Origin of the sequence: Streptomyces sp. NPDC058157, assembly GCF_042884105.1 — a bacterium.
GTDB lineage: Bacteria > Actinomycetota > Actinomycetes > Streptomycetales > Streptomycetaceae > Streptomyces.
Genome location: NZ_JBHVUQ010000111.1, coordinates 1 through 26,103, shown reverse-complemented (window position 1 = coordinate 26,103; position 26,103 = coordinate 1). Strand labels below are relative to the sequence as shown.

28 protein-coding genes are annotated in these 26,103 nt (G+C 73.6%); 23 read left to right on the top strand and 5 right to left on the bottom strand.

Annotated features, from left to right (window positions below; all coding sequences use genetic code 11):
- The 3 genes from ACFVXK_RS25005 to ACFVXK_RS24995 form a co-directional block, all read left to right on the top strand.
- Nucleotides 1-2,251, top strand: a 2,251-nt coding sequence (locus ACFVXK_RS25005) for an ATP-binding protein (protein ID WP_389615206.1), incomplete at its 5' end; no start/stop codon positions are given.
- Between the two features lie 100 nt (nucleotides 2,252-2,351).
- Nucleotides 2,352-3,302 carry a CAP domain-containing protein gene (locus ACFVXK_RS25000; RefSeq protein WP_389615204.1) on the top strand — a complete coding sequence of 317 codons (951 nt, stop codon included), beginning with the start codon at nucleotides 2,352-2,354 and terminating at the stop codon, nucleotides 3,300-3,302.
- A 79-nt stretch (nucleotides 3,303-3,381) separates the two neighbouring features.
- Nucleotides 3,382-4,257 carry a peptidoglycan-binding protein gene (locus ACFVXK_RS24995; protein WP_389615202.1) on the top strand — a complete coding sequence of 292 codons (876 nt, stop codon included), beginning with the start codon at nucleotides 3,382-3,384 and terminating at the stop codon, nucleotides 4,255-4,257.
- 121 nt (nucleotides 4,258-4,378) lie between these two features.
- Here ACFVXK_RS24995 and hisS read toward each other — a convergent pair whose 3' ends face one another.
- The gene (gene hisS / locus ACFVXK_RS24990; protein WP_389615200.1) at nucleotides 4,379-5,695 is read right to left on the bottom strand and encodes a histidine--tRNA ligase; all 1,317 of its coding nucleotides are present in this window, start codon (nucleotides 5,693-5,695) and stop codon (nucleotides 4,379-4,381) included.
- A gap of 196 nt (nucleotides 5,696-5,891) precedes the next feature.
- Between hisS and ACFVXK_RS24985 the strand changes: the two genes are divergently transcribed.
- The 8 genes from ACFVXK_RS24985 (at nucleotide 5,892) to ACFVXK_RS24950 (ending at nucleotide 13,296) form a co-directional block, all read left to right on the top strand.
- The gene (locus tag ACFVXK_RS24985; protein WP_389615198.1) at nucleotides 5,892-6,662 is read left to right on the top strand and encodes a YqcI/YcgG family protein; all 771 of its coding nucleotides are present in this window, start codon (nucleotides 5,892-5,894) and stop codon (nucleotides 6,660-6,662) included.
- Between the two features lie 3 nt (nucleotides 6,663-6,665).
- The gene (locus ACFVXK_RS24980) at nucleotides 6,666-7,520 is read left to right on the top strand and encodes an arginase family protein (protein ID WP_389615196.1); all 855 of its coding nucleotides are present in this window, start codon (nucleotides 6,666-6,668) and stop codon (nucleotides 7,518-7,520) included.
- A gap of 64 nt (nucleotides 7,521-7,584) precedes the next feature.
- Nucleotides 7,585-8,553: a cysteine synthase A gene (gene cysK, locus ACFVXK_RS24975; protein ID WP_389615194.1), complete on the top strand. Its 969-nt coding sequence runs from the start codon at nucleotides 7,585-7,587 to the stop codon at nucleotides 8,551-8,553.
- 1 nt (nucleotide 8,554) lies between these two features.
- Nucleotides 8,555-9,829 (top strand): homoserine O-acetyltransferase, encoded by a 1,275-nt coding sequence (locus ACFVXK_RS24970; RefSeq protein WP_389615192.1) that lies wholly within the window; start codon nucleotides 8,555-8,557, stop codon nucleotides 9,827-9,829.
- Nucleotides 9,721-10,446: an SDR family oxidoreductase gene (locus tag ACFVXK_RS24965; protein WP_389615212.1), complete on the top strand. Its 726-nt coding sequence runs from the start codon at nucleotides 9,721-9,723 to the stop codon at nucleotides 10,444-10,446. Before ACFVXK_RS24970 ends, ACFVXK_RS24965 begins: the two co-directional genes overlap by 109 nt.
- A 29-nt stretch (nucleotides 10,447-10,475) precedes the next feature.
- The gene (locus ACFVXK_RS24960) at nucleotides 10,476-11,402 is read left to right on the top strand and encodes a RimK family alpha-L-glutamate ligase (RefSeq protein ID WP_389615190.1); all 927 of its coding nucleotides are present in this window, start codon (nucleotides 10,476-10,478) and stop codon (nucleotides 11,400-11,402) included.
- Between the two features lie 146 nt (nucleotides 11,403-11,548).
- Nucleotides 11,549-12,373, top strand: coding sequence for a DMT family transporter (locus ACFVXK_RS24955; protein ID WP_389615210.1), 825 nt, complete (start codon nucleotides 11,549-11,551; stop codon nucleotides 12,371-12,373).
- A gap of 221 nt (nucleotides 12,374-12,594) precedes the next feature.
- A complete protein-coding gene (locus tag ACFVXK_RS24950; RefSeq protein WP_389615188.1) occupies nucleotides 12,595-13,296 on the top strand; it encodes a response regulator transcription factor in 702 nt (233 codons plus the stop codon).
- A gap of 116 nt (nucleotides 13,297-13,412) precedes the next feature.
- Here ACFVXK_RS24950 and ACFVXK_RS24945 read toward each other — a convergent pair whose 3' ends face one another.
- Nucleotides 13,413-14,366, bottom strand: coding sequence for a UbiA family prenyltransferase (locus ACFVXK_RS24945; protein ID WP_389615186.1), 954 nt, complete (start codon nucleotides 14,364-14,366; stop codon nucleotides 13,413-13,415).
- Between the two features lie 133 nt (nucleotides 14,367-14,499).
- Nucleotides 14,500-15,432: an alpha/beta fold hydrolase gene (locus tag ACFVXK_RS24940; protein WP_389615184.1), complete on the bottom strand. Its 933-nt coding sequence runs from the start codon at nucleotides 15,430-15,432 to the stop codon at nucleotides 14,500-14,502.
- Nucleotides 15,433-15,537: 105 nt separating this feature from the next.
- Here ACFVXK_RS24940 and ACFVXK_RS24935 point away from each other — a divergent pair, with 105 nt between their 5' ends.
- The 3 genes from ACFVXK_RS24935 to ACFVXK_RS24925 all read left to right on the top strand — a co-directional run bounded on the left by ACFVXK_RS24935 (nucleotide 15,538) and on the right by ACFVXK_RS24925 (nucleotide 17,890).
- Entirely contained in the window at nucleotides 15,538-16,155 is a 618-nt protein-coding gene (locus tag ACFVXK_RS24935; protein WP_389615182.1) for a TetR/AcrR family transcriptional regulator, read from the top strand.
- Nucleotides 16,156-16,262: 107 nt separating this feature from the next.
- Entirely contained in the window at nucleotides 16,263-16,865 is a 603-nt protein-coding gene (locus ACFVXK_RS24930) for a hypothetical protein (protein WP_389615180.1), read from the top strand.
- Between the two features lie 134 nt (nucleotides 16,866-16,999).
- The gene (locus ACFVXK_RS24925; protein ID WP_389615178.1) at nucleotides 17,000-17,890 is read left to right on the top strand and encodes a sigma-70 family RNA polymerase sigma factor; all 891 of its coding nucleotides are present in this window, start codon (nucleotides 17,000-17,002) and stop codon (nucleotides 17,888-17,890) included.
- A gap of 9 nt (nucleotides 17,891-17,899) precedes the next feature.
- On the opposite strand, the gene ACFVXK_RS24920 is transcribed toward ACFVXK_RS24925, so the two are convergent.
- Complete coding sequence (locus tag ACFVXK_RS24920; RefSeq protein WP_389615176.1) at nucleotides 17,900-18,319, bottom strand: ATP-binding protein; 420 nt, start codon at nucleotides 18,317-18,319, stop codon at nucleotides 17,900-17,902.
- A 420-nt stretch (nucleotides 18,320-18,739) separates the two neighbouring features.
- Here ACFVXK_RS24920 and ACFVXK_RS24915 point away from each other — a divergent pair, with 420 nt between their 5' ends.
- Entirely contained in the window at nucleotides 18,740-20,089 is a 1,350-nt protein-coding gene (locus ACFVXK_RS24915) for an aspartate aminotransferase family protein (protein WP_389615174.1), read from the top strand.
- A 280-nt stretch (nucleotides 20,090-20,369) separates the two neighbouring features.
- Nucleotides 20,370-21,287: a factor-independent urate hydroxylase gene (gene pucL, locus ACFVXK_RS24910; RefSeq protein WP_389615172.1), complete on the top strand. Its 918-nt coding sequence runs from the start codon at nucleotides 20,370-20,372 to the stop codon at nucleotides 21,285-21,287.
- 58 nt (nucleotides 21,288-21,345) lie between these two features.
- Here pucL and ACFVXK_RS24905 read toward each other — a convergent pair whose 3' ends face one another.
- Nucleotides 21,346-21,801, bottom strand: a complete 456-nt coding sequence (locus ACFVXK_RS24905) for a histidine phosphatase family protein (RefSeq protein ID WP_389615170.1) — start codon at nucleotides 21,799-21,801, stop codon at nucleotides 21,346-21,348.
- A 241-nt stretch (nucleotides 21,802-22,042) separates the two neighbouring features.
- Between ACFVXK_RS24905 and ACFVXK_RS24900 the strand changes: the two genes are divergently transcribed.
- The 7 genes from ACFVXK_RS24900 (at nucleotide 22,043) to ACFVXK_RS24870 (ending at nucleotide 26,040) form a co-directional block, all read left to right on the top strand.
- The gene (locus tag ACFVXK_RS24900; RefSeq protein ID WP_344159961.1) at nucleotides 22,043-22,258 is read left to right on the top strand and encodes a CbtB-domain containing protein; all 216 of its coding nucleotides are present in this window, start codon (nucleotides 22,043-22,045) and stop codon (nucleotides 22,256-22,258) included.
- A 41-nt stretch (nucleotides 22,259-22,299) separates the two neighbouring features.
- Nucleotides 22,300-23,052 (top strand): CbtA family protein, encoded by a 753-nt coding sequence (locus ACFVXK_RS24895; RefSeq protein WP_389615168.1) that lies wholly within the window; start codon nucleotides 22,300-22,302, stop codon nucleotides 23,050-23,052.
- Between the two features lie 49 nt (nucleotides 23,053-23,101).
- A complete protein-coding gene (locus ACFVXK_RS24890) occupies nucleotides 23,102-23,347 on the top strand; it encodes a hypothetical protein (protein WP_389615166.1) in 246 nt (81 codons plus the stop codon).
- Nucleotides 23,348-23,505: 158 nt separating this feature from the next.
- Nucleotides 23,506-24,501, top strand: a complete 996-nt coding sequence (locus ACFVXK_RS24885; protein ID WP_389615208.1) for a PucR family transcriptional regulator — start codon at nucleotides 23,506-23,508, stop codon at nucleotides 24,499-24,501.
- A gap of 225 nt (nucleotides 24,502-24,726) precedes the next feature.
- Entirely contained in the window at nucleotides 24,727-25,329 is a 603-nt protein-coding gene (locus ACFVXK_RS24880; protein ID WP_389615164.1) for a hypothetical protein, read from the top strand.
- Nucleotides 25,330-25,444: 115 nt separating this feature from the next.
- Nucleotides 25,445-25,801: a hypothetical protein gene (locus tag ACFVXK_RS24875; RefSeq protein ID WP_389615162.1), complete on the top strand. Its 357-nt coding sequence runs from the start codon at nucleotides 25,445-25,447 to the stop codon at nucleotides 25,799-25,801.
- 56 nt (nucleotides 25,802-25,857) lie between these two features.
- On the top strand, nucleotides 25,858-26,040 hold the full coding sequence (locus ACFVXK_RS24870) for a hypothetical protein (protein ID WP_389615160.1): 183 nt from the start codon (nucleotides 25,858-25,860) through the stop codon (nucleotides 26,038-26,040).
- Nucleotides 26,041-26,103 lie beyond the last annotated feature (63 nt).

Below are 26,103 nucleotides of genomic sequence, written 5' to 3'. Positions count from 1 at the left end.
CGGTGGTCCCGCGCCGGTGGGCGGCGGGCGGCGGGCCGACGGGCCCGCGGCGCTGCACCTGCGGATCCTGCGCGAGGACCCCTCGCTGCTGCCGCTGTCCGCCGCCCGCGCCGAGGCCCCCGCCTGGCAGGCCCCGCACCAGCTGCCCGCCGGGCTCGCCGACTTCACCGGCCGCGAGTCCGCCGTCGAGCTGCTGGTCGACCGCCTCGTGGGCGGCGTCGGGCGCGCCGTGGTCGTCTCCGCGCTGGACGGGATGGGCGGGGTCGGGAAGACCACCCTGGCGGTCCACGTGGCCCGGCGGGTCCACGAGCGGTTCCCCGACGGGCAGCTGTTCGCCGACCTGCGCGGCGCCGACCGGGCCCCGCTGGACCCCGGACCGGCGCTGGCCCGGTTCCTGGGCGCGCTGGGGGTGGCCGCGTCCGAGATCCCGCTGGACCTGGGGGAACGTTCCGCCCTGTACCGTTCGGCCCTCGCGGGCCGCAAGGTGCTCGTCGTGCTCGACAACGCCGCCGGTCCCGAGCAGGTGCTGCCCCTGCTCCCGGGCTCCGCCGGCTGCGCCGTCCTCATCACCAGCCGCACCCGGCTCACCGGCCTCGCCGGAGCCCACCAGATGCGGCTGGAGACCCTCGAACCGGACGAGGCCCTGGAGCTGTTCACCCGGATCGCCGGGGCGGAGCGGGTGGCCGCGGAGCCCGGTCTGGCCGAGGAGATCGTGGCGGCCTGCGGACTGCTGCCGCTCGCGGTCAGGATCGTCGCCTCGCGGCTGGCCGCGGACCCCGCGCTCAGTCTGGCGGCGCTCTCCGCGGCACTGTGCGACGAGCGCAGGCTGGCCGAGCTGGACGACGGGGACCGCACCGTGGAGGCCACGTTCGCCCTCTCCTACCACCGGCTCGGCCCGGACCTCGCCCGGGCCTTCCGGCTGCTGGCCCTGCCCGACGCCCCGGACCTCTCCCTGCCCTGCGCCGCGGCCCTGCTCGGCCTGTCCGAGGCGGAGGCCGACGAGCTGCTCGAAGCGCTGGTCGACCTGAACCTGCTGCACTCCCCGCAGTTCGAGCGGTACGGCTTCCACGACCTCGTACGCGACTACGCACGCGGCCGGCTGGCGCAGGAGGAACCCGCCGCGGAGCGCACCGCGGCCGCCGACCGGCTGGTCGACTTCTGCCTGGCCACGGCACGCAACGCCGACCTCGCCGCCCGTTCCGTCGACCCGGTCGAGCAGAGCCTGCTGGACGCGCCGGTGGTCTCCCGGGGCCGCCCGGTGGCCGACTCGGCCGAGGCCGTGCGCTGGATGCGCGAGCAGGCCGGGGTGCACGCCGCGGCCATCCACCTGAGCTGCGCCGATCCGGGGCTGCCGCTGGACCGCGCCGCCGAACTCGCGGACAAGATGGGGTCGGTGCTCTTCGAGCGGGCCCAGACCACGATCATCGCCGACCTGGCCGAGCGCATCGCCCGTGAGGCGGCGGCCCGGGGCGACGACGGGCCCGAGGCGCTCGCCCGCCACGTCCGCGGCATCATGCTGTGGCACGTCAACCGGTACGAGGAGTCCGAGCGGGAGATCGGCCGGGCGGTCGCCCTGTGCGAGGGCGTCGACGAGGGTCCGATCGTCCGGGTACGGGCCAAGGCGCTGCTCGCGCTGGGCAGCAACCTCCGTATCCGCGGCCGGTACGCCGAGGCCGCCACGTACGCCGGCAGCGCGGCCGGGCTGTTCCGGCGGGTGGGTGCGGAGCGGGCCGAGGGCAGCGCCCTGGGGGAGTTCGCGTTCTGCGCCGCCCACACCGGGCGGGTGGAGGAGAGCCGGGCCGCCGCCGAGCGCGGCGCCCGCCTGATGGACGGGTCGGGGCCGGTGTCGGCCGCGACCGGGCGCTACTACCTGGCCCGGGTGCTGCGGCTGTGCGGCGACCCGGAGGCCGCCCTGGTCCACGCGGTGCGCGCCCGGGAGGAGTTCGCGGCCCTGCAGATCACGGTGTTCGAAGCGGCGACGGGGGACCTGGTGGCCCGGATCCACGCCGAGGCGGGCCGCTGGCTGCTCGCGGCGGAGGCCGCCGAGGCGGTCCTGCCGCTCGCCGGACGCACCAGTGCGGCGCTGGAGGCCGCGCTGCTGCGCACGCTGGGGACGGTGCACTCCGGTCTGGCCCGGCCGCGGCAGGCCCGGGCCTGCCTGGAGGACGCGCTGGCGGTCTACGAGCGGCTCGGTCTGGGGGACGACGCCGGGGAGACCCGGGCCCTGCTGGAGGCGCTCCCACAGCCGTAGCCGCCCCCAACAGCGCATGCAGCTACGCGCGTTGACCACCTGTCTACCGGGGTCCGTGACCTTCGTTCTCGTCAGTCACACCGACGAGAGGAACGAACCGATGCCCACGTTTCCGCAGAACGGTCAGGCCTGGACGCTGCAGACCCCGCTCGACGGGCCGGGCGGCAAGATCGTCGCCGACCTGCAGAGCAGCAACAGCGCACGGGGGACGCGCATCCAGTCGTGGTCCGACAACGGCACCCGGGCCCAGGGCTGGGTCTTCTGGGCCAAGGAGAACGGCACCTGGCTGCTGGAGACCCAGATCACGCAGGGCACGCACGCCCCCGGCCAGGGCATGGCCATGGACTACAACTTCTCCACCGGCCAGACCTGGCTGTTCAACGAGCACGGCCAGCCCAACCAGCGCTGGTGCCTGGAGGTCGTGAACAACGACTGGCTGCGGATCAAGACCGTCCGCACCGACGAGGGCGACCTCTACCTGACGGCGTCCGCGCAGATGGGCGCCCCCCTGACGCTGGCCCGGCGGGACGACTCCCAGCAGGGCCAGCTGTGGCGGCTGGTGCCGGCCCGCGGGCAGGGCGGCGGGAACGGGGGCGGCGGGCAGCAGCAGCCCCAGCCGCAGCCGCAGCCCCGTCCGCAGCCCCAGCAGGGCGGCGGGCACGAGGACCGCGTCCTCCAGCTCACCAACGAGTACCGGCAGCGCAACGGCCGCAGCACCCTGACCCTGCACCCGGCCCTGAACGCGGTCGCCCAGTCGAGCGCCGCCGAGCAGGCCCGGCGCAACACCCAGGGCCACTTCACCGTGGGCCAGTGGTTCTCGCAGGCCGCCGCGGGCGGTTACCGGGGCGCGGGCAACATGTGGGAGAACGCGGGCGGGGCCCGGGTCGGCGGCAACGACTACTGGCCGACCCCGGAGCGGATCGTCCAGGCCTGGATCGACGAGCCCGGCCACCGCGACAACATGCTCCAGCCCGCCGCCACGCACCTGGGCGTGGGCCGCACCAGCAGCGGCGACGGAACGACGTTCTGGTCCCAGATCCTCGCCAGCTGAAGCCCCTCTCCCCCTCTTCCCGCAGGCACACGCACACGCACACGCATACGCACACGCACGCGTACACAGGAGCACCTTCATGACCGCAACCGCAGCAGACCTGATCAACGCCGCCCGCGGCGAGATCGGATACCAGGAGGGCAACGACGACGGCGACTGGAACAACATCCAGAAGTACTCCCCCGCCGTGCCCGACCTCGAATGGTCCCAGGGCGAGGCGTGGTGCGCCACGTTCGTGGCCTGGTGCGCCCAGGAATCGGGCAACGCCTCCCTCTTCCCCGTCACCGCGTCCTGCGCCGAGGGCGTGTCCTGGTTCTCGGACCGCGACCGGTTCACGGAGTACCCGGTGATCGGCGGCCAGGTCTTCTTCGGCCCCGGCGGCGGCAGCCACACCGGCATCTGCATCGCCTACACCGACTCCACGATCACCACCGTCGAGGGCAACACCAACGACGACGGGAGCGCGGAGGGCGACGGCGTCTACCTCAAGACCCGCGACCGCCGGTCGAGCCGCATATACGGGTACGGCGTCCCGGACTTCGCCGAGGGCGTCGTGCTGGCCGACCCCGAGTGGAAGGGGCGCCCCGGGGCGGTGGTCTTCACCGAGGAGGCCTCGGAGTCCGACCTGCCCTCCGGCCCCTCCTCCGGCACGGCCGAGCCCTCGTCCGCCCGTGACGGCGCCGAGGACGGCGGGACCGCGGGCGCCGACTGCGAGCCCTTCCCCGGCGCCGAGTTCTTCCACGCCGGGCAGGACAGCCCCGTCGTCACCCGGATGGGAGAGCGCCTGGTCGCCGAGGGCTGCTCCGCCTACGCCGAGGGCCCCGGGCCCCGCTGGAGCGACGCGGACCGGGAATCGTTCCGCAACTGGCAGCACAAGCTCGGCGACAGCGGCGCCGACGCGGACGGCATCCCGGGCCCCAAGCAGTGGGAGGCCCTGAAGGTCCCCCGCGGCTGACGCCCGCCGCCACCCCATGAACCACCCGCCGGGCGGGGTCCGCAGTCCCCCGCGGCCCCCGCCCCGGGTGAACACGCGGCCCCAGGTCACCGACCTGGGGCCGCGTCCTCGTCCCGGCCGGCTACGGGAGCCAGGACGCGGGGTCGGCCGGGCCCTGCCCGCCCGTCGCCAGGTTCTTCACCTCGTGGTTCCCGCCCTCCTCGAGGGGCGGGAACCAGACGAACGGGATGCCCTTGCGGGAGGCGTAGCGGAGCTGCTTGGCCACCTTGTCGGCCTGGTGGTAGAGCTCGACGTTCATCCCCCGCGCCCGCAGGGCCGCCGCCGTGGCCCCGGCCTCGCGGCGGAGGTCGTCGCGCGGGACGGCGACGAGGACCTGGCTGGGGCACTTGGGGCCGGTTTCGAGGAGGCCCTCCGCCAGGAGCTTGGCGAAGACGCGGGTCAGGCCGATCGACATGCCGACCCCGGGCAGGGCGCGCCGGATGAAGGAGCCGGTCAGGTTCTCGTAGCGGCCGCCCGAGCAGATGCTCCCGTAGTCCGGCCAGTCGGTGAACTTCCCCTCGTAGACGGTCCCCGTGTAGTAGTCGAGACCGCGGGCGATCGACAGGTCCGCGACGACGCTGCCCGCGGGCAGGTCGTCCAGGGAGTCCATGACGTAGGCCAGTTCGGCGAGGCCCTCGTCGAGGAGGTCCGAGGTGACCCCGAGGCCCTTGACCTCGTCCACGACACCGGCGCCCGCGCCGCGCAGCCGGGCGAGGGCCAGGCAGGAGTCGACCGTCCGGGCGGGCAGGCCGAGTTCGCCCGACAGGATCGCGGCGACGCCCTCGGGGCCGGTCTTGTCGAGCTTGTCGACGGCCCGGATCACCGACAGCGGATCGTCGATGCCCAGCCCCTCGTAGAACCCCTGCAGGACCTTGCGGTTGTTGACGCCCAGCGTCCAGGCGGGCAGGTCCAGCGCGGTCATCACCTCGTGGACCATGCGCGGCAGTTCGGCGTCGAAGTGGAGCGGGAGCCGGTCGACGTTGATGACGTCGATGTCGCACTGGGTGAATTCCCGGAAACGGCCCTCCTGGGCCCGTTCACCACGCCAGACGCGCTGTATCTGATAGCGCTTGAACGGGAAGACCAGCTCGTTGAAGTGCTGGGCCGTGTACCGCGCGAACGGCACGGTCAGGTCGAAGTGCAGGCCGATGCGGGAATCGCTCGGGTCGTCCGCGTCCTCCTGGATCCGGCGCAGCGCGTACACCTCGTTCGAGGTGTCCCCCTTGGCCGTGAGCACGGAGAGGGGCTCGACCGAGGGCGTCTCGACGGAACAGAATCCGTACCTCTCGAATCCGGCGCGGACCAGGTCGAGCCACTTCTGCTCCACCCTGCGGATTTCCGGCAGCCATTCGGGAAATCCGCTCACCGGGAGGGGGCGGACCAGTTGTGAGTCACTCATCGGACGACCCTATACGCGGCCCGTCCGGCCGGGCCAACCGTTTACCGGAGCGGGGTTCCCGGGCGCCGTCTACACCTTTCGTTGTACGGGGGTTACCGCCGCCCTCAACCCTTCGTTCCCATCCATTGCGGCGCTCCGCTTCTGCAGGTCAGGATGGCCATCGCCACAGCCCGTAACCGCAGAAACGGATGGCTCGGTGCACACGTCGCAGCACACCACAGCAATTGTTCCGCAGGCACAGACAACCGAATTCGAAACGAGCTGGCAGCGCACCGCGGTCGAGGAGGTCACGGGGCGGCTGGCCGACCCGGACTTCCCCTGCGTGTTCTCGCGGAACGCCTTCCGCAAGCAGCTCCTCCGGTTCGTCTTCGTGCCCGACGGCGGGAGCGACGGCATCCGGCACCTGGCGGCGGCGCTCACGGAGTACGTCGCGGAGGCCAAGGACTGGGACGGGTCGCTGGACACCGCGTACCCGCTGGTCGCGGTGTTCGCGCCGGACGCCGTGGCCGGGGACTCGGTCGAGGCGCACCACGCCTTCGGCTGGCACGTGCTGCAGGAGCTGCACCGGGTCGACCCCGGCCGCTGGCCGGCCGGCGTCGCCCGGGACCCCGGTTCCCAGGCGTGGTCCATGTGCTTCGACGGGATGCCGTTGTTCTGCAACATGAGCAATCCCGGGCACCGGGTCCGCCGGAGCCGGAATCTCGGCCGGTCGTTCGTTCTCGTCATCAATCCCCGGGAACGCTTCGACGTATTCGCCGGAGACACTCCGAGCGGCCGGAAGGTACGCGCCAACATCCGCGGCCGGATAAACCGCTACGACGGCGTCCCGCATTCCCCGCAATTGGGTTCCTACGGCATAGGCGCCCTCGAATGGCACCAGTACGGGCTGATCGAGGAGAACGCCGGGCGGACCGACGTCTGCCCCTTCTCACCCCGTACCGACGACGACACGCAGAGGACTTCCTGACCCATGATCGAGCTCATCGTCTCCCAGGGCCGGGTGGCCGACCGCAAGCCCCGGATGATCGAGGGCGCGGCCCGGATCGCCCGCGCCATCGAGCAGCGCTACGGGCTGGCCGGCCGCTGGATCGGGGAGCCCGCGCCGGCCGCCGACGACGACTGGACCGAGAGCCTCCCGCAGGCCGAGGGGCAGCTGACCGCGCTCGGCCGGGCCGTCGGCGAGAGCATCCGGGCCGGCCGCCGGACGGTCCTGGTCTCCAACACCTGCCCCGCGAGCATCGGGACCCTGCCGGTGGTGGCCCGCGAGCTGCCGGAGGCCGTGGTGCTCTACATCGACGGCCACGGCGACTTCAACGTCCCCGCCACCAGCAGCGGCTACCTGGGCGGCATGGTCCTCTCCGCCGCGTGCGGCCTCTGGGAGAGCGGCCACGGCGGCGGGCTGCCGACCGCGCAGGCGGTGCTGGTCGGCACCCGGGACATCGACGCGGGCGAGGCCGAGCTGATCGCGAAGGCCGGGGTCCGGGTGATCCCGCCCACCGAGACGACGGCTGAGAACATCCTGGACGCCATCGGCGACCGTCCCGTCTGGGTGCACATCGACTGGGACGTCCTCGAACCGGGCCACGTGCCCGCCGACTACACCGTCCCGGACGGCCTGCTGCCCGAGCAGATCCGGATGGTCTTCGAGACGATCCCCGCCGACCGGCTGCTCGGCGTCGAGCTGGCCGAGTTCGACGCCACCACGGACGAGGCGGTGAACGAGCGGGCCGTCGCCGTGGTCCTCGACATGGTCGCCCCCGTCTTCGAGAACGCCCGCGAGGACGCTCGCGAGAGCGCCCGCGAGAGCGCGTTCGCCGGCCGGTAGGCCGCTCCCGGCCGGCAGGCCGCCCCCTTCCCCCGCCCTCACCAGCCCGCCAGGAGAGATCCCCATGCCCCTGTACGACAGCATCCTCGACACCGTCGGCCGTACCCCGATCGTCAAGCTGAACCGGCTCGCCCCCGCGCACACCTCGGTGTACGTGAAGGTGGAGGCGTTCAACCCCGGTGGCTCCGTGAAGGACCGGCTCGCGCTGTCCGTGGTCCTCGACGCCGAGGCGAAGGGGCTGCTCAAGCCCGGGGACACGATCGTCGAGTGCACCTCCGGCAACGTCGGCATCGCCCTGGCGATGGTGGCGGCGGCGCGCGGCTACCACTTCGTCGCCGTCATGGGCGACACCTACTCGCTGGAGCGGCGCCAGCTCATCCGGGCGTACGGCGGCAAGGTGATCCTCTTCCCCGGTGCGCTCGGCAGCAGCGGCGGCAACCGGATCGCGGACGAACTGGCCGAGAAGCACGGCTGGTTCCGGGCCCGCCAGTTCGACAACCCGGCCAACCCGGCCTACCACCGGGAGACCACGGCGTCGGAGATCCTCTCCGACTTCGCGGGCAAGCGGCTGGACTACTTCGTCACCGGGTTCGGCACGAGCGGCACCCTCACCGGCGTCGGACAGATGCTGAAGGCGGCCCGCCCCGGGGTCCGGGTGGTCGCCACCGAGCCGGAGAACGCCGCCATCCTGGGCAAGCAGGAGTGGAACGTCCACCGGATCCAGGGCTGGTCCCCGAACTTCGTGCCCAGCGTGCTGGACGACTCGGTCATCGACGAACTGGTCACCGTCGACGAGACGGTGGGACGGGACACCTCCCGCCGGCTCGCCGCCGAGGAGGGCATCTTCGCCGGCATCTCCGCCGGCGCCACCCTGGCCACCGCGCTGCGCGTCGCCGAGACCGCGCCGGAGGGGTCGGTGCTGCTGGCCATGCTGCCGGACACCGGGGAGCGGTACCTGTCGACCTTCCTCATGGAGGGCGTCAACGAGGGCTCGGACGACGAGTGGCTCGCGTCGCTGGACGCCGGGAACTGACGTGAGCCAGGAATTCGTCCCCCCGGGCGCCCGTTTCAGCGCGCTGCCCGACGCCTTCCCGCTGCTGCGCGGCGGCACGCTGAACGGCGCGCGGGTGGCGTACGAGACGCTCGGCCGGCTCGCGCCCGAACGCGACAACGCGATCCTGGTCCTCACCGGCCTCTCCCCCGACAGCCATGTCGCCTCCCACCCCGGTGACCCCTCGCCGGGCTGGTGGGAGGCCATGGTGGGGCCGGGCAAGCCGGTCGACACCGACCGCTGGTACGTGATCTGCCTGAACGCCCCGGGCAGCTGCAAGGGCTCCACCGGGCCCGCCTCCGCCGATCCGGCGACGGGCGAGCCGTATGGGCCGGACTTCCCCGAGCTGTCGATGGAGGACATCGCCGACGCCGCCGCGCACACCGTCCGCGCCCTGGGCGTCGAACGGCTGGCCTGCGTCATCGGCACGTCCATGGGCGGGATGAGCGCGCTGTCCCTGCTGGCCCGGCACCCCGGTCTGGCCCGTGCCCACCTGAGCGTCTGCGGGGCGGCGGGCGCGCTCCCGTTCGCCATGGCGGTCCGTTCGCTGCAGCGCGAGGCGATCCGCTTCGACCCGCGGTGGAACGGGGGCCGTTACGGGGGCCACGACACGGAGGACTACCCGCACCGCGGCATGCTCACGGCACGCAAGCTGGGCATGACGACCTACCGCTCGGCCCGGGAATGGGACGGCCGCTTCGGCCGCGACCGGATCCCGGCGGAGCGCCGCGGACCGGACGTGCCCTTCGGCCCCGAGTTCGAGGTCGAGGCCTACCTCGAACGCCACGCCCGCAAGTTCTCCGGCCGCTTCGACCCCAACAGCTACCTGCACCTCAGCCGCTGCATGGACCGGTTCGACCTGGGCGAGTCCTGCGGCTCCACGACCGACGCGGCGCTGGCCGCGATCCGGCTGGAGAAGGCGCTGGTCATCGGCGTGGAGACCGACATCCTCTTCCCGCTCGGACAGCAGCGGCAGATCGCCGACGGCCTCCGCGCCGGCGGCACCGACACCGAGTTCCTGGCCCTGGAGTCGGACGAAGGCCACGACGCCTTCCTCGTCGACATCGACCGCTTCGGCCCGCCCGTCACGAAGTTCCTCAGCTCGCTCTGGCTCTCCGGAGGTCCCGCATGTCCCCCCACCCCTTCCGACTGGCACTGGTCACCGGCGCGAACCGCGGCATCGGCCTCGAGACGGCGCGCCGGCTCGCCGCCGCCGGCGTCCGCGTCCTGCTCTCCGGCCGCGACCGCGAGGCGGTGACCGCGGCGGCGAAGGAGCTGCGCGACAGCGGGCTCCCGGTGGAGCCGCTGGTCCTCGACGTGACCGACCCCGAAAGCGTCCGGGCCGCGGCCGCCGAGGTCGAGCGGACGTACGGCCGGCTCGACGTCCTCGTCAACAACGCGGCCGTCCGCGTCGAGGAGTACGGCAGGAAGCCCTCCGAGCAGCCGCTCGAACAGTGGCGCCGGACCTTCGACACCAACCTGTTCGGCGTGGTCGAGGTGACCCGGGCCTTCCTGCCCCTGCTGCTGCGCTCCCCGGCCGGCCGCGTCGTCAACCTGTCCAGCCTGCTGGGGTCCGTCGGCACGCACGGCGACCCCTCCTCCTACGCCTACAGCGACATGTTCAAGTCGCTGCCCGCCTACAGCGCCTCCAAGAGCGCACTCAACTCCTGGACGGTGCACCTCGCCTACGAACTGCGCGACACCCCGGTCAAGGTGAACGCCGTACACCCCGGCTACACCCGGACCGGTCTCAACGACGGCGAGGGAGACCTCACCGTCCAGGACGGCGCGCGGACGAGCGTGGCAATGGCGCTGCTCGACGACGACGGCCCCACCGGCACGTACACGCACCGCGGCGAAACCGTCCCCTGGTAACCCCCCGGTACATCACATGGAGACCATCTATGGGCAACCACGTGGCCCTGGCCACCGACATGACCAGCCTGCCGATCGACTACGACATGCCCCTGCTGCTGGAGGCGTGCCGGGAGGCCGGGGTGCGGGCCGAGATATGCAGCTGGGAGGACCCGGACATCGACTGGGCGGCCTTCGACGCCGTGCTGCTGCGGTCCCCCTGGAGTTACGTCGAGCAGCTGCCGCGCTTCCTGGCCTGGTGCGAGCGCGTCACCGCCGTGACGCACCTGCTCAACCCGCTGCCGGTGGTGCGCTGGAACCTCGACAAGAGCTACCTCGGCGACCTGGACGCGGCCGGGGTGCCCGTCGTGCCGAGCAGCTTCGTCGCACCGGAGGCCGAGCCGGCCGACGCCCTGCGGGCCTTCCTCGCACGGTATCCCGACGCCGCCGAGTTCGTGGTGAAGCCGACCGTCGGCGCCTACTCGCGTGACGTGCAGCGGTTCTCCCGCGTGCAGGAGCCGGAGGCGACGCGGCACATCGCCAAGCTGCTGGAACAGGGCTGCGACGCCCTGATCCAGCCCTACATGGACGCCATCGACCGCGACGGCGAGACCGACCTGATCTATTTCGACGGCGAGTACAGCCACGCCATCCGCAAGCGGGCGCTGCTCCTGCCCGACGGCACGGTCGACGTGCCCTCGCAGGACGCCCGCACCGCGCGGGACGCCGCCCCCGACGAACGGGCGGTGGCCTCGGCCGCGCTGAAGGCGGTCGTGGCCCGGCTGGACCTGGAACGGCCGCTGCTCTACGGCCGCGTCGACCTCATCCGCGACGGGGAGGGCAGGCCGGTCCTGCTCGAACTCGAAGTGTGCGAGCCGTCGCTGAGCATGCCCTTCGCGGAGGGCTCCGCCCACCGGTTCGCGCGGGCCATCGCCGCACGGCTGGAAGACATCTCCCGAGAACGCAAGAACGGATGACGAGCATGGCAACGACAGAACAGGCCTCGGCGGCCGACGCTCCGGCCTCGGCCCCGGCCCCGGCCGCCACCCCCACCACCCCCGCCGCCCAGGCCGCCGCGGCCGCCCCCGTCGGGGCGCGCGGCACCCTCTACGCCGCCCTCGGCGTGCTGAGCTTCTCGTTCAGCTTCCCCGGCACCGTGTGGGCCCTCGACGGGTTCGGCCCGTGGAGCGCCATCGGGGTGCGCGGGGTGCTCGCCGCCCTGATCGCGGGCACGGCGCTGCTGGTGACGCGGGCGCCGCTGCCCGCCCGGGGCGACTGGCCCGCGCTCGCCGTGGTGGCGGGCGGCTGCGCCATCGGCTTCCCGCTGCTCACCACGCTGGCCCTGCAGACCTCCTCGACGGCCAACTCGGCGATCGTCATCGGGGCGCTGCCGATGGCCACGGCGGCGTTCTCCGCGGTCCTCACCCGGCGCCGGCCCTCCAAGGTCTTCTGGGCCGCGGCGCTGACCGGCGGGGCGACCGTGATCGCCTTCACCCTCACGCAGAGCCACGGCAAGCCGACGGTCGCGGAGCTCTACCTCTTCGGCGCCCTCGTCGTCTGCGCGGCCGGGTACGCCTTCGGCGGGCGGCTCTCGGCCCGCATGCCCGGCTGGCGGGTCATCGCCTGGGGCGTGGTGCTGGCGGCTCCGGTCAACATCGCCGTGTCCCTGTGGGCGCTGCCGCACGAGCCGGTGCACCTGACGACGAAGGCCCTGGTCGGCATGGCGTACATCGCGGCGGTCTCCCAGTTCGGCGGGTTCGTGGTCTGGTACAAGGGCATGGGGCTCATCGGCGTCGCCCGGGCGAGCCAACTCCAGCTGGCGCAGCCGCTGTTGACCCTGCTGTGGGCGGTGCTGCTGATGGGCGAGCAGATCGGTGCGGCCGTGCCGCTGACCGCGTGCATCGTCCTGGCCTGCATCGTCGTCACCCAACGGGCCAGGACCTCCTGAGCGGACCGGGCCACCGTCCGGGCCAGTCCGTAACGACGAAATCCATCGGTCCGGCGCATTCGACACCACGAAATCCGTGGCGGTTGGGGCGCCGGACCGATGCTTTCTCATTCTTCGGACGGTCATTTCCCTCGCATCCCCAGGGTGTTAGGTTCTGCGGGTTCACGCAGCGGGTTCGACCTCCAGGTCCCGCCGCGGTCCCGGGGGAAGGTGAACGAGAGTTGAGTCGTCAGGCAGCCGCGCAGCAACTCCGGACCGCCGCGCCCGCGGTCATCGAGGCGTACCGGGTGGAACTCCAGCGGCTCGGCAGCCCGCTGGCGACCCGCGACGACGCCTGGCAGCAGTGCCGGTACCAGGCGCAGAACATCGTGGCCGAGTGCGCGCAGTCCCTGGAGTCGGGCCGGCCGGCGGAGGTCACCGGGGTCGGGGAGTACTCCCGGCTGCTCGGGGCGCACCGCGTCACGCAGCGGATCCCGGTGTCGGAGTCGGTCCGGGCGGCGGAGGTGCTCTGGGAGGCCATGCGGGAGGCGGTCGCCGACGCGGCGGCCGAGATGCCGGCCGGGCAACGGCACTCCGTGCAGCAGGAGATCAGCACCACGTTCCGCACGGTCACCGGGGCCCGGCTCTACCAGGGGATCCGGGGCTACGAGGAGGCCGCGCGGCCGGAGGCCCCCGCGGAACGCCCCGGGCCGTCCGGGCTCAAGGAGCAGGGGGACCTGGAACCGCAGGCCCTGGAGGTGCTCACCTCCCGCGAGCGGGAGATCCTGGAGGCGGTCCGGGAGGGGCTGACGAACCGGCAGATCAGCCGGCGTTTCGAGATCACCGAGGCGACCGTCAAGCGGCACCTGCACAACGCGTACCGCAAGCTGGGCATCAGCTCGCGGGTGCAGGCGCTGAACAAGATGTTCCCGGAAAACAGATGACCGCGCCGCTGGTGCGGCGCGGTCGGTGATCGTGGTGGGCGGTCGGGGCTGCGGGTCCGGTTTCGGCTCCGGCTTCAGGTCCGGCTTCGGGTCCGGTCAGGGCCGGGCGGACGGGTTCAGCCCAGGAGTCCCGCCAGGGTCAGGCCGGCCAGGGCGGTGAGGTTCGCGACGTACTGGGTGACCATGAACGCCCGGTAGGCACCACGGCGTTCCGCGCGGCCGTCGCCCTCGCGGCGCGCCCCCCGCAGCACCCGGAAGACCACCCAGAGCGACCCCAGGGCCACCGGCACCGCCACCGTGAGGGCGGGCCGCGCCCACAGCAGGGCCAGCGCCGGTGCGGCCGCGCCGACGGCGAGGGCACCGGCCACCGCCAGGGCCCGCGCGGCGGCCGGACCGCGGACGACCGCGACGGTACGGCGGCCGCCGGCGGCGTCACCGCTGACGTCACCCAGGTCCTTGGTCACGGCGCCGACCAGCGCCATCCACGCCGACATCACCCCGGCGACCAGCACGCCCGTCACGGTCCAGTCCCCGCCGGACGCCGCGACCCCGGCCCCGTACGCGGTCGCGCCCAGCCCGAAGACGACCGCCGCGCACCGCCCGCTGGAGCACTTCGCCTTCACCGGGTCGGCCGAGTAGGCCCAGCCCAGCACCAGGAAGGCGGCCGTCCAGGCGACCACCGCGGGTCCGGCGAGCCCGCCGAGGAGGAGGGAGGCACAGGCCAGCAGGACGGTCCCCCGGGCGGCGGTCCCTTCGGCGAGGTCGCCGCGGGCGATCGGCCGCCGCGAGCCGTTGACCCGGTCCTCGTGGACGTCGGTGACGCCGTTGAGCAGGTAGGCGCAGACCACCGCGCACCACAGGGAGGCCGTGCCGAGCACGGGCCGCCCGAGCGACTGCGGCAGCTGCCCCGCCGACACCACGCCGACCGCGAACCGCAGGAGGAACGCGACCTGGACGACGGGCCGGGCCTCCTCCCAGCAGAGGCGGACGGTGTCCGCGAGGGAGTGCCAACGGACGTCCAGGACCCGCACCGGCCTGGCGACGATCACTTGCCCACTGATATTGATCACGGGCGTCACACTAGGAAGTGGATCACCGCCGCAGCCATACAACCATGGGCGTACGCCGGTGTACTCCGGAGCGCTTCAATCCGCTTGAAAACAGCGGAGGTTGACGTTCCGTCGGAGCACCCGGCGGACCGCGTCAGGCGGCGGAGCGCTCCAGGGTGTCGGCGTCCTCCATGAAGGCCAGCATGCGGGCGTTGACCACGTCCGGGTGGTCGATCTGGGGGCCGTGCCCCGTGGCCGCGACGATCTCGGCCCGGGCTCCGGGGACCAGCCGCGGCACCCGCTCCAGCTGCCGCTTGGGGTGCACGAGCAGGCTGTGCCGGCCCATGACCACGTAGAGCGGGGTGCGGATGGAGCGCAGCTCGTCCTCGGCGAGCGGCAGGGGCGCGGGACGGCGGATCCGGTAGGCGCGGGCGCCGAGCTGGATCCAGGTGCGCATCTCCGGGATGGCGAGGACGGGCTGGTCCAGCCAGGCGGCGAGGCGCGGGCGCAGCGCCTTGGGGGCGAAGCTGGCGAAGAGGCTGACGAACACCCAGGCGAAGAAGCGCAGCCCGACCTTCTCCAGGCCGCCGGGGTCGAGAGCGGTCACGGAGGCGAGCCGTCCGGGGCGCCGGTGGGCCTGGTTGAGGACGAGCCAGCCGCCGTAGGAGGAGCCGACCAGGTGCACCCGGTCGAGGCCGAGGGCGCCGAGGGCCTCGTCCATCCACTGGGCGGCCCGCTCGGGCTGCCACATGGGCTCGCGGTGGACGCTGCGGTTGGCGTCGCCGGGGGTGTCGAGGGCGTAGACGGGCCGGTCGAGGCTGAGCCCGGGGGTGTTGGGGTACCACATGGCCGAGGAGTAGCCGGCGCCGTGGATCAGGACGATCGGCGTGCGGGACTCGGCCGCGGGGTCGGCGGGCCCGTACCGGTACACGTGCGTGGTGCCGAAGCTGGTCTCGACGTCCGTCTCGGAGCGGATCGGGGCGCCCATCGCGTAGAGCACGTCGGCCGCGGCGAAGTAGCGGTCGCGGAGCGCGTCGTTGACGTAGCGGCCGACGTCACGGCGTACGCGGGTCCTGTTCTCGGGCACGGCGGCACCTCCGTTGCAGTTCCGTTCTTCGTGATACGACCGTACCACATTGATGATACGGCGGTACCATGAAAGGAACGGCGACGACGGTGGGAGGACCAGGACATGCCGAAGCGCGTGGACCACGAGGAGCGGCGCGGACAGATCGCCGAGGCGCTGGTGCGGGTCGCCGGACGGCGCGGGCTGCACGCCGTCGGCATGCGGGACGTGGCCGCCGAGGCCGGGGTGTCGCTGCGGCTGGTGCAGTACTACTTCGAGACCAAGGAGAAGCTGCTCCTCTACGGGCTCCAGCACCTCACCGACCGGTTCACCGCCCGCGTCGGCGCCCGCCTCGCCGCCGCCGGCCCGGCCCCGGGCCCGAGGGCGACGGCCGAGGCGCTGGTCCTGGCCTCGCTGCCCACCGACGAGGAGAGCCGCACCTTCCACCTCCTGTACTCCTCGTACGCGATCCTCTCCGTCACCGACGAGGCCCTGGCCGCCCAGCCGTTCATCGACAACCCGGACGCCGCCGAGGACGCCCTGGCCGGGCTGATCGCGGGGGCGCAGGAGGCGGGGCTGGCCGACCCCGGGGCGGACGCGCGGACGGAGGCGGTCGGCCTGCTGGCCATGGCGGCGACCCTGGGCACGAGCATCCTGGTGGGCCAACGCGGCCCCGAATCGGCCACCGCCGTGCTCCGCCACCACCTGGACCGGATCTTCACGGTCCCGGAGGGCACCGCCTAGCGGGGGCCTTCGGGGCGGCTGGGAGACCGTCTTCTGGAGCGGGGAACGCCCGGCACGGTACAAGTACCGGGTAGATGCAAGATCCACGCACTCAGGAGGCAACACCCGTGGAAAAGACCGCCACCCGCCCCGTCGTCCGGACCCGACGGGACCAGTTCAAGAACGGTGGCCGGGCATCGCTCATCGGCACCGCCTTCGGCGTGATGTGGTTCGCGCTCGGACAGGGCGTCGTCCACGGGGCCGCACGCCCGTTCGTCCTCGCGGCCGGGGCCCTCCTGTTCGCCGCGAGCGCCGCCACGGTCGTGCGCCTGTTCCTCCTGGCCCGGAGCACCCCCGCGAGCGTGCAGGGCGCGCCCCCGGCCCCGGGCGGCGGCGGCCCGAAGTTCCTCACCGTGCTGCTGGTCGAGGTCGCCGTCCTCGCCGCGGGCAACAACTACATACGCACCACCCTGGACCGCCCCGAGATGATGCTCAGCTGGTCGGCCCTGGTCGTCGGCGCGCACTTCTTCCCGCTGGCCCGGACCCTGCGCGCCCCGATGCTGCGCCGGCTGGGCGCCGCCATGCTGGCCACCGTCGCCCTCGCCGCCGTCGCCGTCCTGGGACTGGGGGCGGACCAGGAGGCCTGGCAGTACGTGCCGGGCCTGGGCTGCGCGGCCGCGCTGTGGGCGGGCACCGCGCTCATGGGGCTCCGGGCGCGCCGCGCGGCCTGAGCCCGCCCTGCGCAAGCAGGGCTGACCTGACGAACTCGGGCGTACCGGTGGGACCCGCGCCCGCCGGTGGTTAGCGTCCCTCGGGGGATCGGAAGATCGCCGGAGCCGACGACCAGTACCGGGGGACGTGACAGGTGGACGAGCAGGACGATCTGGCGCGGCGGTTCGACGCGCACCGGCCCCACCTGCGGGCGGTCGCCTACCGGATGCTGGGCTCGCTCGGCGACGCCGAGGACGCCGTGCAGGAGACGTGGCTCAGGCTGAGCCGCTCCGACGTCGGCGCGGTGGAGAACCTGGGCGGCTGGCTGACCACCGTCGCGGGCCGGGTCTGCCTGGACATGCTCCGTTCGCGCGCCACCCGGCGCGAGGACTCCCTCGACGCGGCGGACGCACCCCTGCGGATGCCCGACCCGGTGGTCGGCGATCCCGGCCGGATCGACCCCGAGCAGGAGGTCCTGCTCGCCGACTCGGTCGGCATCGCGCTGATGGTCGTACTGGAGACCCTGGCCCCGGCCGAACGGCTGGCCTTCGTCCTGCACGACCTGTTCGCCGTGCCGTTCGAGGAGATCGCCCCGCTGGTGGAGAAGTCCTCGGCCGCGACCCGCCAGCTCGCCAGCCGCGCCCGGCGCCGCGTCCAGGGCGCCGCGCCCGCCCCGGACAGCGACCCGGTCCGGGTGCGGCAGGTCGTCGACGCTTTCCTGGCGGCCGCCCGGGGCGGGGACCTGGAGGCCCTCGTCGCCGTCCTCCATCCGGAGGTCACCGCACGCTCCGACGGCGGCGCGCTCCTGCCCGGTACGGTGCTGCGGGGCGCCCGGAAGGTGGCCTCCCAGGCGATCACCTACGCCCGGTTCGCGCAGGACGGCCGCCCGGTGCTGGTCAACGGCACACCGGGGGTGCTCGCGCTCGACGCGGAAGGGCGGCCGGTGTCCCTCATGGCCTTCACCGTCCGGGACGGCCTGGTCACCGCCCTGGACTTCCTCACCGACCGCGACCGCCTCGCCCGCCTCGGCCTGGGAGCGCCCTGACGGCCCCGGCTACCCCTCCGGGAGGGGGGACGGCAGTTCCAGCCAGACCGTCTTGCCCGGCCGGGCGCCGTCGGGCAGCGGCGCCGACCCCCAGCTCTGCGCCAGGTGGTTCAGCAGGACCAGCCCGTGCCCCCCGGGCCGGGAACGGTCCTGGGCGGCCCGGGGCCTGGGCGGTTCGGGGCTGTCGTCCGTCACCTCCACCCGCAGCCGGCCGTCCGGTCCGTGGCGCAGCACCAGCTCCCGCGGGCCCCCGGCGTGCAGGCAGGCGTTGGTGACGAGCTCCGACACGAGCAGGAGCACGTCCTCCTCGGCCTCGCTCCCCGGCGCCCAGCGCCAGTCGGCGAGGGCGTGGCGGGTGAAGTCCCGGCACCGGGTGACGACACCCGCCGTGGCTCCGCCCAGGACCAGCCGCCTCGTCTGTTCCGCCACCGGCGCACTCCCGTCTACGGCCTCACCCGTCCCCTCGGCGCCGCACCTACCCCCGACCAGGATGGACAAATCCCACGGTTTCGGCCACCAGGCCGCCACAGCCGCCCCACAGCCGCCCCGCAGCGGAGCCACAGCACCGCCGGAACCCCGCCGGAGTGCGCCCCGCGGCTCGGCGATGGGTCCCGGCAGGGGCCTCCCGCCACCTTCCAAGCGGGGTCCCGAAGGCAGGCGAAAGGCCCCCACCAGGGGTTTTCGGCCGATCTCCCCCGTGGAGCGGCCGGTCCGGGTGACGCTAATCCGGCCACGCGCGCACCGTCGAGGAAGGCCGGCCCGATCCGTCAAGTCCCCTCGCCGCCGGCCCGGACCCGCCACGCCCGCGAGCAGCCCCCTGTCCACATCCTGGACAACTACCCTCGGTATATGAACACAGATGCCGACGCCCTCCGCACCGTGAAAGACGCCGACCGGAAGCACGTCTTCCATTCCTGGTCGGCCCAGGAGCTCATCGACCCCCTCGCCGTCGCCGGGGCCGAGGGCTCGTACTTCTGGGACTACGAGGGCAACCGCTATCTCGACTTCTCCAGCGCGCTCGTCTACACCAACATCGGCTACCAGCACCCCAAGGTGGCCGCCGCCATCGCGGAGCAGGCCGGGAAGCTCTGTACCGTCGCGCCCGGCTTCGCCGTGGACGTCCGCTCCGAGGCGGCCCGGCTGATCGCCGAGCGCACCCCCGGCGACCTCGACAAGATCTTCTTCACCAACGCCGGCGCCGAGGCCGTCGAGAACGCCGTCCGCATGGCCCGGCTGCACACCGGCCGGCCCAAGGTGATGTCCGCGTACCGCTCGTACCACGGCGCCACCACCACCGCGATCAACCTCACCGGCGACGCCCGCCGCTTCGGCAACGACAGCGCCACCGCCGGCATCGTGCACTTCTGGGGCCCCTTCCCCTACCGCTCCCCCTTCTACGCCGGCAGCGAGGCCGAGGAGTGCGAGCGCGCCCTGCGCCACCTGGAGGACACGGTCGTCTTCGAGGGCCCGCAGTCCATCGCGGCGATCATCCTGGAGACGGTCGGCGGCGCCCCCGGCGTACTCGTGCCCCCGGCCGGCTACCTGGCGGGCGTCCGCGAGATCTGCGACCGCCACGGCATCGTGTTCATCCTCGACGAGGTGATGGTCGGCTTCGGCCGCACCGGCACGTGGTTCGCCGCCGAGAACTGGGACGTCACCCCCGACCTGCTCTGCTTCGCCAAGGGCGTCACCAGCGGCTACGTCCCGCTCGGCGGCGTCGCCATCTCCGGCGCCATCGCCGAGACCTTCGCCCGCCGCCCCTACCCGGGCGGGCTGACCTACTCCGGGCACGTCCTGGCCTGCGCCGCCGCCGTCGCCACGATCAACGTGATGGAGGAGGAGGGGATCGTCGAGCAGTCGGCCCGCACCGGCGCCGAGCTGCTGGGCCCCGGCCTGCGCGCGCTCGCCGAGCGGCACCCGTCGGTGGGCGAGGTCCGCGGGCTGGGCACCTTCTGGGCCCTGGAGCTCGTACGGGACGCCCGTACCCGCGAGCCGCTCGTCCCGTACAACGCCTCGGGCGCCGAGAACGCTCCCATGGCGGCCTTCGGCGCGGCCCTGAAGAAGGGCGGCCTGTGGCCCCTGCTCGCCGGGAACCGGATGCACGTCGCCCCGCCCTGCAACATCTCGGCCGAGGACGTGGCCCAGGGGCTGGCGGTCCTCGACGAGGCCCTCGCCGTCACGGACGCGCACATGGCCTGAGCTGCGCGGTTGTGGGGTCGCCCAAGCCCCGGGGGGCGGTGTTCGGAGGTTCCGTGCGCTGGTCAACCCACCGCACACATGGTGCAATCCCGTCAGTACTCCAGTACTTCAGTACGACTCAGCACCTACGGACCGGGATGCACGTCAGTCCCGGGGCGGTCCCCCTCCGGGGCCGAACGGCGGGGAGCGGGACGTCCCCCAGGGGGCGGGCGCTGGACGCCGGGCGTACGGGATCCAGAACAACGGACTCCGTGTTCCCGAGTACCCGAAGGAAGACAGCATGAGCAAGCACGTCCTGGGCCAGAACCAGTACGGCAAGGCCGAGAACCGCATCGTCGTGGTGACCCGCAAGGGCAGCGACGGCTCCTGGGCCGAGATCCGCGACCTCAACGTCTCGGTCGCCCTGCGCGGCGAGTTCCGCGACGTCCACCTCACCGGCGACAACGCCAACTGCCTGCCCACCGACACCACCAAGAACACGGTGTACGCCTTCGGCAAGGAGCACGGCATCGCCTCCCCCGAGGCCTTCGGCATCCTGCTCGCCAAGCACTTCGTCTCCTCCCAGGCCCCGATCCGCGAGGCGCAGATCCGGATCGAGGAGTTCGCCTGGGAGCGGATCCCCGTCCCCACGAGCAAGGAGCAGCACTCCTTCGTCCGCAAGGGCCAGGAGGTGCGCACCGCGCAGATCACCTACAGCGAGACCACCGGCCTCCAGGTCATCTCCGGCCTGAAGGACCTGACCGTGATGAACTCGACCAACTCCGAGTTCCACGGCTTCATCAAGGACAAGTACACGACCCTCCAGGAGGCGTACGACCGCATCCTGGCGACCAAGGTCACCGCCCGCTGGGCGCAGTCGGCGCTCGCCGCCGACGACGCCGGCTACGACTGGGACCAGTCGTACAAGAAGGTCCGCAAGCACATGCTGGAGGCCTTCGCGGAGACGTACTCCTACTCGCTCCAGCAGACCCTGAACCAGATGGCCGAGCGGGTGCTCGACAACTGCCCCAAGGTCAACGAGGTGCGCCTCAACCTGCCCAACAAGCACCACTTCCTCGTCGACCTGGAGCCCTTCGGCCTCAAGAACGACAACGAGGTCTACTTCGCGGCGGACCGGATGTACGGCCTGATCGAGGGCACCGTCCACCGTGACGGCGTCCAGCCCGTGATCGCCACCTCCGACTGGATCGTGGCGTAACGCCCGCTCCCTCCCCCTGGGTTCGGCCCGGACCGCGTCGCGGGGTCCGGGCCGTTCCTCATGCCGGGCGCTGCCCGACCAGCAGGTTCCAGCGGCCCGCGCGCCCGCTGAGGGCGGTCACGGTGTCCGGGCGGACGTCGAGCCGCCAGAACGCCGCCGCCGGCAGCTCCAGGGCGGACACCACCGCCGCCCGGACGACGGCCTGGGCGACCACCGCGTGGTGCCGGCCGGGCTCCAGCCCCGCCAGATGTTCCCCCGTACGGGTGATCAGCGCGGCCACGGACTCCCCGCCGCCGGGCGGGGCGAAGTCCGGGTCGGTGAGCCAGCGCCGGACCGCCTCCGGGTCCTCGGCGGCCACCTCGTCGAGGGTGCGGCCGGCCCACGCGCCCATGTCCGGCCCGGCCAGGCCCGCGTGCCCCGGACCGGCTTCCGGGTAGCCGAAACGCCCCTGGCGGGCGGCGTCGTCGAGCGGAGGCGTGGTCAGGTGCAGGCGCACCGGAGGAGTCGGAGGCATAAAAAGAGCGTAAAGCGCGCGCCCGGGGCGTGAGACGGGGGCCACACGCCGTGGTGTTCAAGCCAGGAGCGCGCTACCGTCTCGGACGACATGTAGAAGGTATGACGGAAGTACCGGTGAGAATCCGGCACGGTCGCGCCACTGTGAATCCTCCCGCGGCGACGGGGGAGGGAAGTCAGACCCGCCCACCTTCGACGAGCGCACCACTGACCGGGACGCGTGTTCCCCTGGAGGTTCTGCCATGGCCCACTCCGCCGTGCCCGCTTCGGCCCCTGTCGCCGTAGCCCCCATCTCGCTCTCCGCGCTGGCCCCCTGGGCCGCCTTCGCCGCCGTCGTGACCCTGTTCCTGCTCTACCTCGTCGGCGTCGAGCAGGGTGCCGCCGCCATCTTCCAGGGCGAGAACGTCCACGAGTGGATGCACGACGGCCGCCACCTGCTCGGTTTCCCCTGCCACTGACCTCCTGCTGATCCCCTGTCGATCACGCAAGGAGCTCCCACGTGAACACGATTTCCCCCCGCGCCCTCCTGGTCCGGGGCATGCTGGCCGGCCTGCTCGCGGGCGTCGCCGCCTTCCTCGTCGCGTACCTGCTCGGCGAGGCCAAGGTGGACGCGGCGATCGCCATCGAGGAGGCCGGCGAGGCCGCGCACGACCACGCCGAGGCCGCCCCGGTCAGCCGCGCCCTCCAGGCGACGGCCGGCCTCGGCACCGGCACCCTGCTCTACGGGGTCGCGCTCGGCGGCATCGCCGCGCTCGTCTTCTGCTTCGCCCTCGGCCGCATCGGCCGCTTCGGCCCCCGGGCCACGGCGGCCCTGGTCAGCGGCGGGCTGTTCCTCACCGTAGGACTGGTCCCGTTCCTGAAGTACCCCGCCAATCCCCCCGCCGTCGGTGACCCCGACACGGTCGTCCGGCGGACCACCCTGTTCCTGCTGATGATCGCCCTGAGCGTGCTGCTGGCCTCGGCCGCCCTGATCCTGGGGCGCCGGCTCGCGCCGCGCCTGGGGAACTGGAACGCCTCGGTCGTCGCCTCGCTGGCCTTCGTGGCGGCCGTCGGCGTCGCCTACGCGCTGCTGCCGGGGATCAACGAGGTGCCGGCGGACTTCCCGGCGGCGCTGATCTGGCAGTTCCGGCTCAGCTCGCTGGCCATCCAGGCTGCGGTATGGGTGACTTTCGGCCTGGCCTTCGGTTTTCTAGCCGAACGCGCTATTGCCCCGGCCGCCGCCCCCAAGGAGGCTGTACAGCCGATGAGTTGAGGGCGGCACTCCGGTTGCGGAGTGCCGGTGCGAAGGGGTGGGACCGGGCATGCAGTCCGCGATCCGGGAATGGCGGGGCTGGACCGGCGCCGCACCGTTCTGGCTGAACTCGGTGCTGCTGAGCCTGGCTCCGTTCACCGCAGCCCCCCTGTTGGCGCAGATCGGCGTCATCGCCGCCCTGGCCGCCCTCGGCGGACTCGCCCGACAGCTCTGGTACGGGGACTACGGCCACCCCGCGATGCACCTCGCCGCCGCCCTCATGGGGGCGGCGGCGGTGGTTTTCGTGGTCTTCTGAGCCCCCCGCCCGCCCCCGGTCCGCCCGTCCCCTTCTCCGCTCCGCACCCGAACTTCCCGCCGGACGAGGAAGAATGGGGCCTTTCGAGCGGAGCGGGGACTGGTGTGACGGCGGCGGGGCGGGACATACCCGAGGAGTACCTGACCGGGTACGTACGCATGCTCGCGGAGGTCTCGGCCACCGGCCGGGAGCCCGCGGAGGAGGAGCTCGACGCCCTCCGCGACCTCGGCGAGCACGCCGCCGGAGCGGGCCACGGCCTCGGCGCCCTGCTCGGCGCCCTGGCCGCCGCCCGCGCCGCGCTCGGCGACCGGGCCGCCGCGTGCCTGCGGCCCGCCCTGGTGGAACGGGCCGTGGACGCCGTCGCCGACGGCCACGGGCGGGCCGCACGGCTGGCGGCGCGCCAGGAGGAAGCGGCCCGCCGCGAGTTCCTCGACGCGCTCCTGCTCGGCCACGACGACCCCGAGCGCCTCGCGGACCACGCCGGCCGCCTGGGCCTGCGCCCGGCCCCGACGCACACGGTGGCCGTCGCCCGGGCACTGACCCCGTACGCGGACGGCGGCCCGGAGGTCCGGCGGCTGGAGCGGGCGCTGGCCGGGACGGCGCTGCTCGCCGTCAAGGAGGGTCGGCTGATCTGCGTGGCCCCCGGCGACGACGACGCGGTACCGGCCCGCTTCGCGCAGCTGGCCGTCGCGGGCTCCGGCCCCGGCGGGCTCGTCGCGACCGGGCGCCCCCACCCCGGCACGGGCGGGGTGGCCGCCTCGTACGCCGAGGCCCTGCGCGCCCTCGGACTCGCGGACCGCCTCGGCCTCGACGGCCCCGTGCTGCGCGCCGCCGACCTGCTGGTCTACCCCGTGCTGACCCGGGACGGGGCCGCCCTGGCCGACCTGGTCCTGACCGTGCTCGGCCCCCTGCGGGCCGGCCGCGGCGGAGCGGTCCCCCTGCTCGACACCCTGACCGCCTACTTCGACGCGGGCTGCGTGTCGGCGGAGGCGGCGCGGCGGCTGGACCTGAGCGTCCGGGCCCTGACGTACCGCCTGGAACGCATCCACGGCCTGACGGGCCACAACCCCGCCGACCCCGCCCACCGCTACACCCTCCAGACGGCCACCCTCGGCGCCCGCCTCCTGAACTGGCCCACGGACCCCCTCCCGTAGGAGCACCGGCCGGGCCGGGGAAGCGGCGCCTCACCCGTTCGGCCGCACGGCCCCCCGGTTTCGCAACCGCCCCCACCCCCCACCGCCAGCTGCGAAGACTCCCCCGCGCCCCCCGACACACCGGTGACACACCGTCAACTCTCCGACGTCACCGACGTGCCGACCCCCCACCCGTGGGCCACGCTCCCAGGGACCGGCCGCCCGAGCCGGCCCAGGAGGAATGCCATGTCCCGCGCCCGATGGGCGGCCGCCGCACTGACGGTCACTCTGCTCTGTACCGGCATCGGCCTGTTGCACGGCGCGGACGGAGCGGACGGAGCGGGTCAGGAACCGGGATCCTCGAGCATCGCCGACGCACTGCCCTCCCGCGCCCTGGGCCTGTCCGGCCACCGCCGCCTGGTACGCGAGCTGGAGCACTCCGGCGCCCACGGCCACTCCCCGGCCCGCAGGAGCCGTACCGGAGCCGCCGGACCGCTGCGCCCCGCACGGCCGCTCCGGCTGCGCATCCCCAGCCTGGGGGTGGACCTCCCGATGGCCGAGGGCGCCCCCGACGGTGAGGACACCGCCGGCTGGGACGGCGCCGGACCGGCCCCCGGGTCGGCCGGGACCGCCGTGGTCACCGGCAACGGGCTCCCGCTCGCCGAACTCCGGCGGGGCCGGATCATCGAGATCCCGCGCGCGGACCACCGAACGGCCGTCTTCACCGTCGAGCGGGTCTCGCCGTACGGGGTGACCGGGCCCGACCGGGGCGGACGGGCCCGGCTGCGGCTGGTCAGCGGCGAGACCTCCGTCCTCGCCCGGCTGACCGGCCCCCTGCGCGCCGGCTGAACCCGGTGCGCGCGGCGGCCTCCCGTCAGCCGAGGGGGGTGTTCTCGTCCCCCGGTCGGGGGCTTCTCGGGGGCGGCCGGGGAGTCGGCGGGGGCGGCGGGGCAGGGAAGACCCCATGAGCGGTGCGCGGTACGCGCGGACGGTGCTGGCGCGGGCCCTGACGATGGCCTGCGTCGCCCTGCTGTGCCTGTTCGCCGCCGGTCCCGCGGCCGCCGCCACCGCCGGCGCCGATCCCCGGGCCGCCTCCTCCGCCCCGGCCGATCCCGCCGAGGGGCAGTCGGACCCGGCGGCGGACCCGTACGCCCGGGCCGACGTCCGGACGGTGGTGCGCGCGGCCCCGGCCCCGCGCGGGCTGCCGCGGGCGACGTTTCACGTGAAACACGCGGGCGATTCCACCCGTGTGGCCCGGGGCGGGCCGGCCGGGGCGGCCGGGCCCGCGCGGACGGTACGGAGTGTGGTCCTGCGCTGCTGAGGGGGCCGAGCGGCAGAACTCCCCCACACACACCCGGACCACCGTGAGGTTCCGTCATGCCCATCGACCCGTACGCCGCCCTGAACGCCATGATCCGCGCGGAGGCCGCCCGCTACTCCCCGGCGGCCCGCAAGGACCGGCCCGCACCGCAGGTCCCGGCCCAGGAGAGCGCCACCGAGGCCGCCGAGACCACCCCGGGCGGCGAGCCGCAGCGGCACATCTCCGGCCCGGCCGCGTGACCGGCCCGGCCCCCGCATGAGGCGGCGCCGGTTCCCGTGCCCCCGGCAACGGGGCACGGGAAC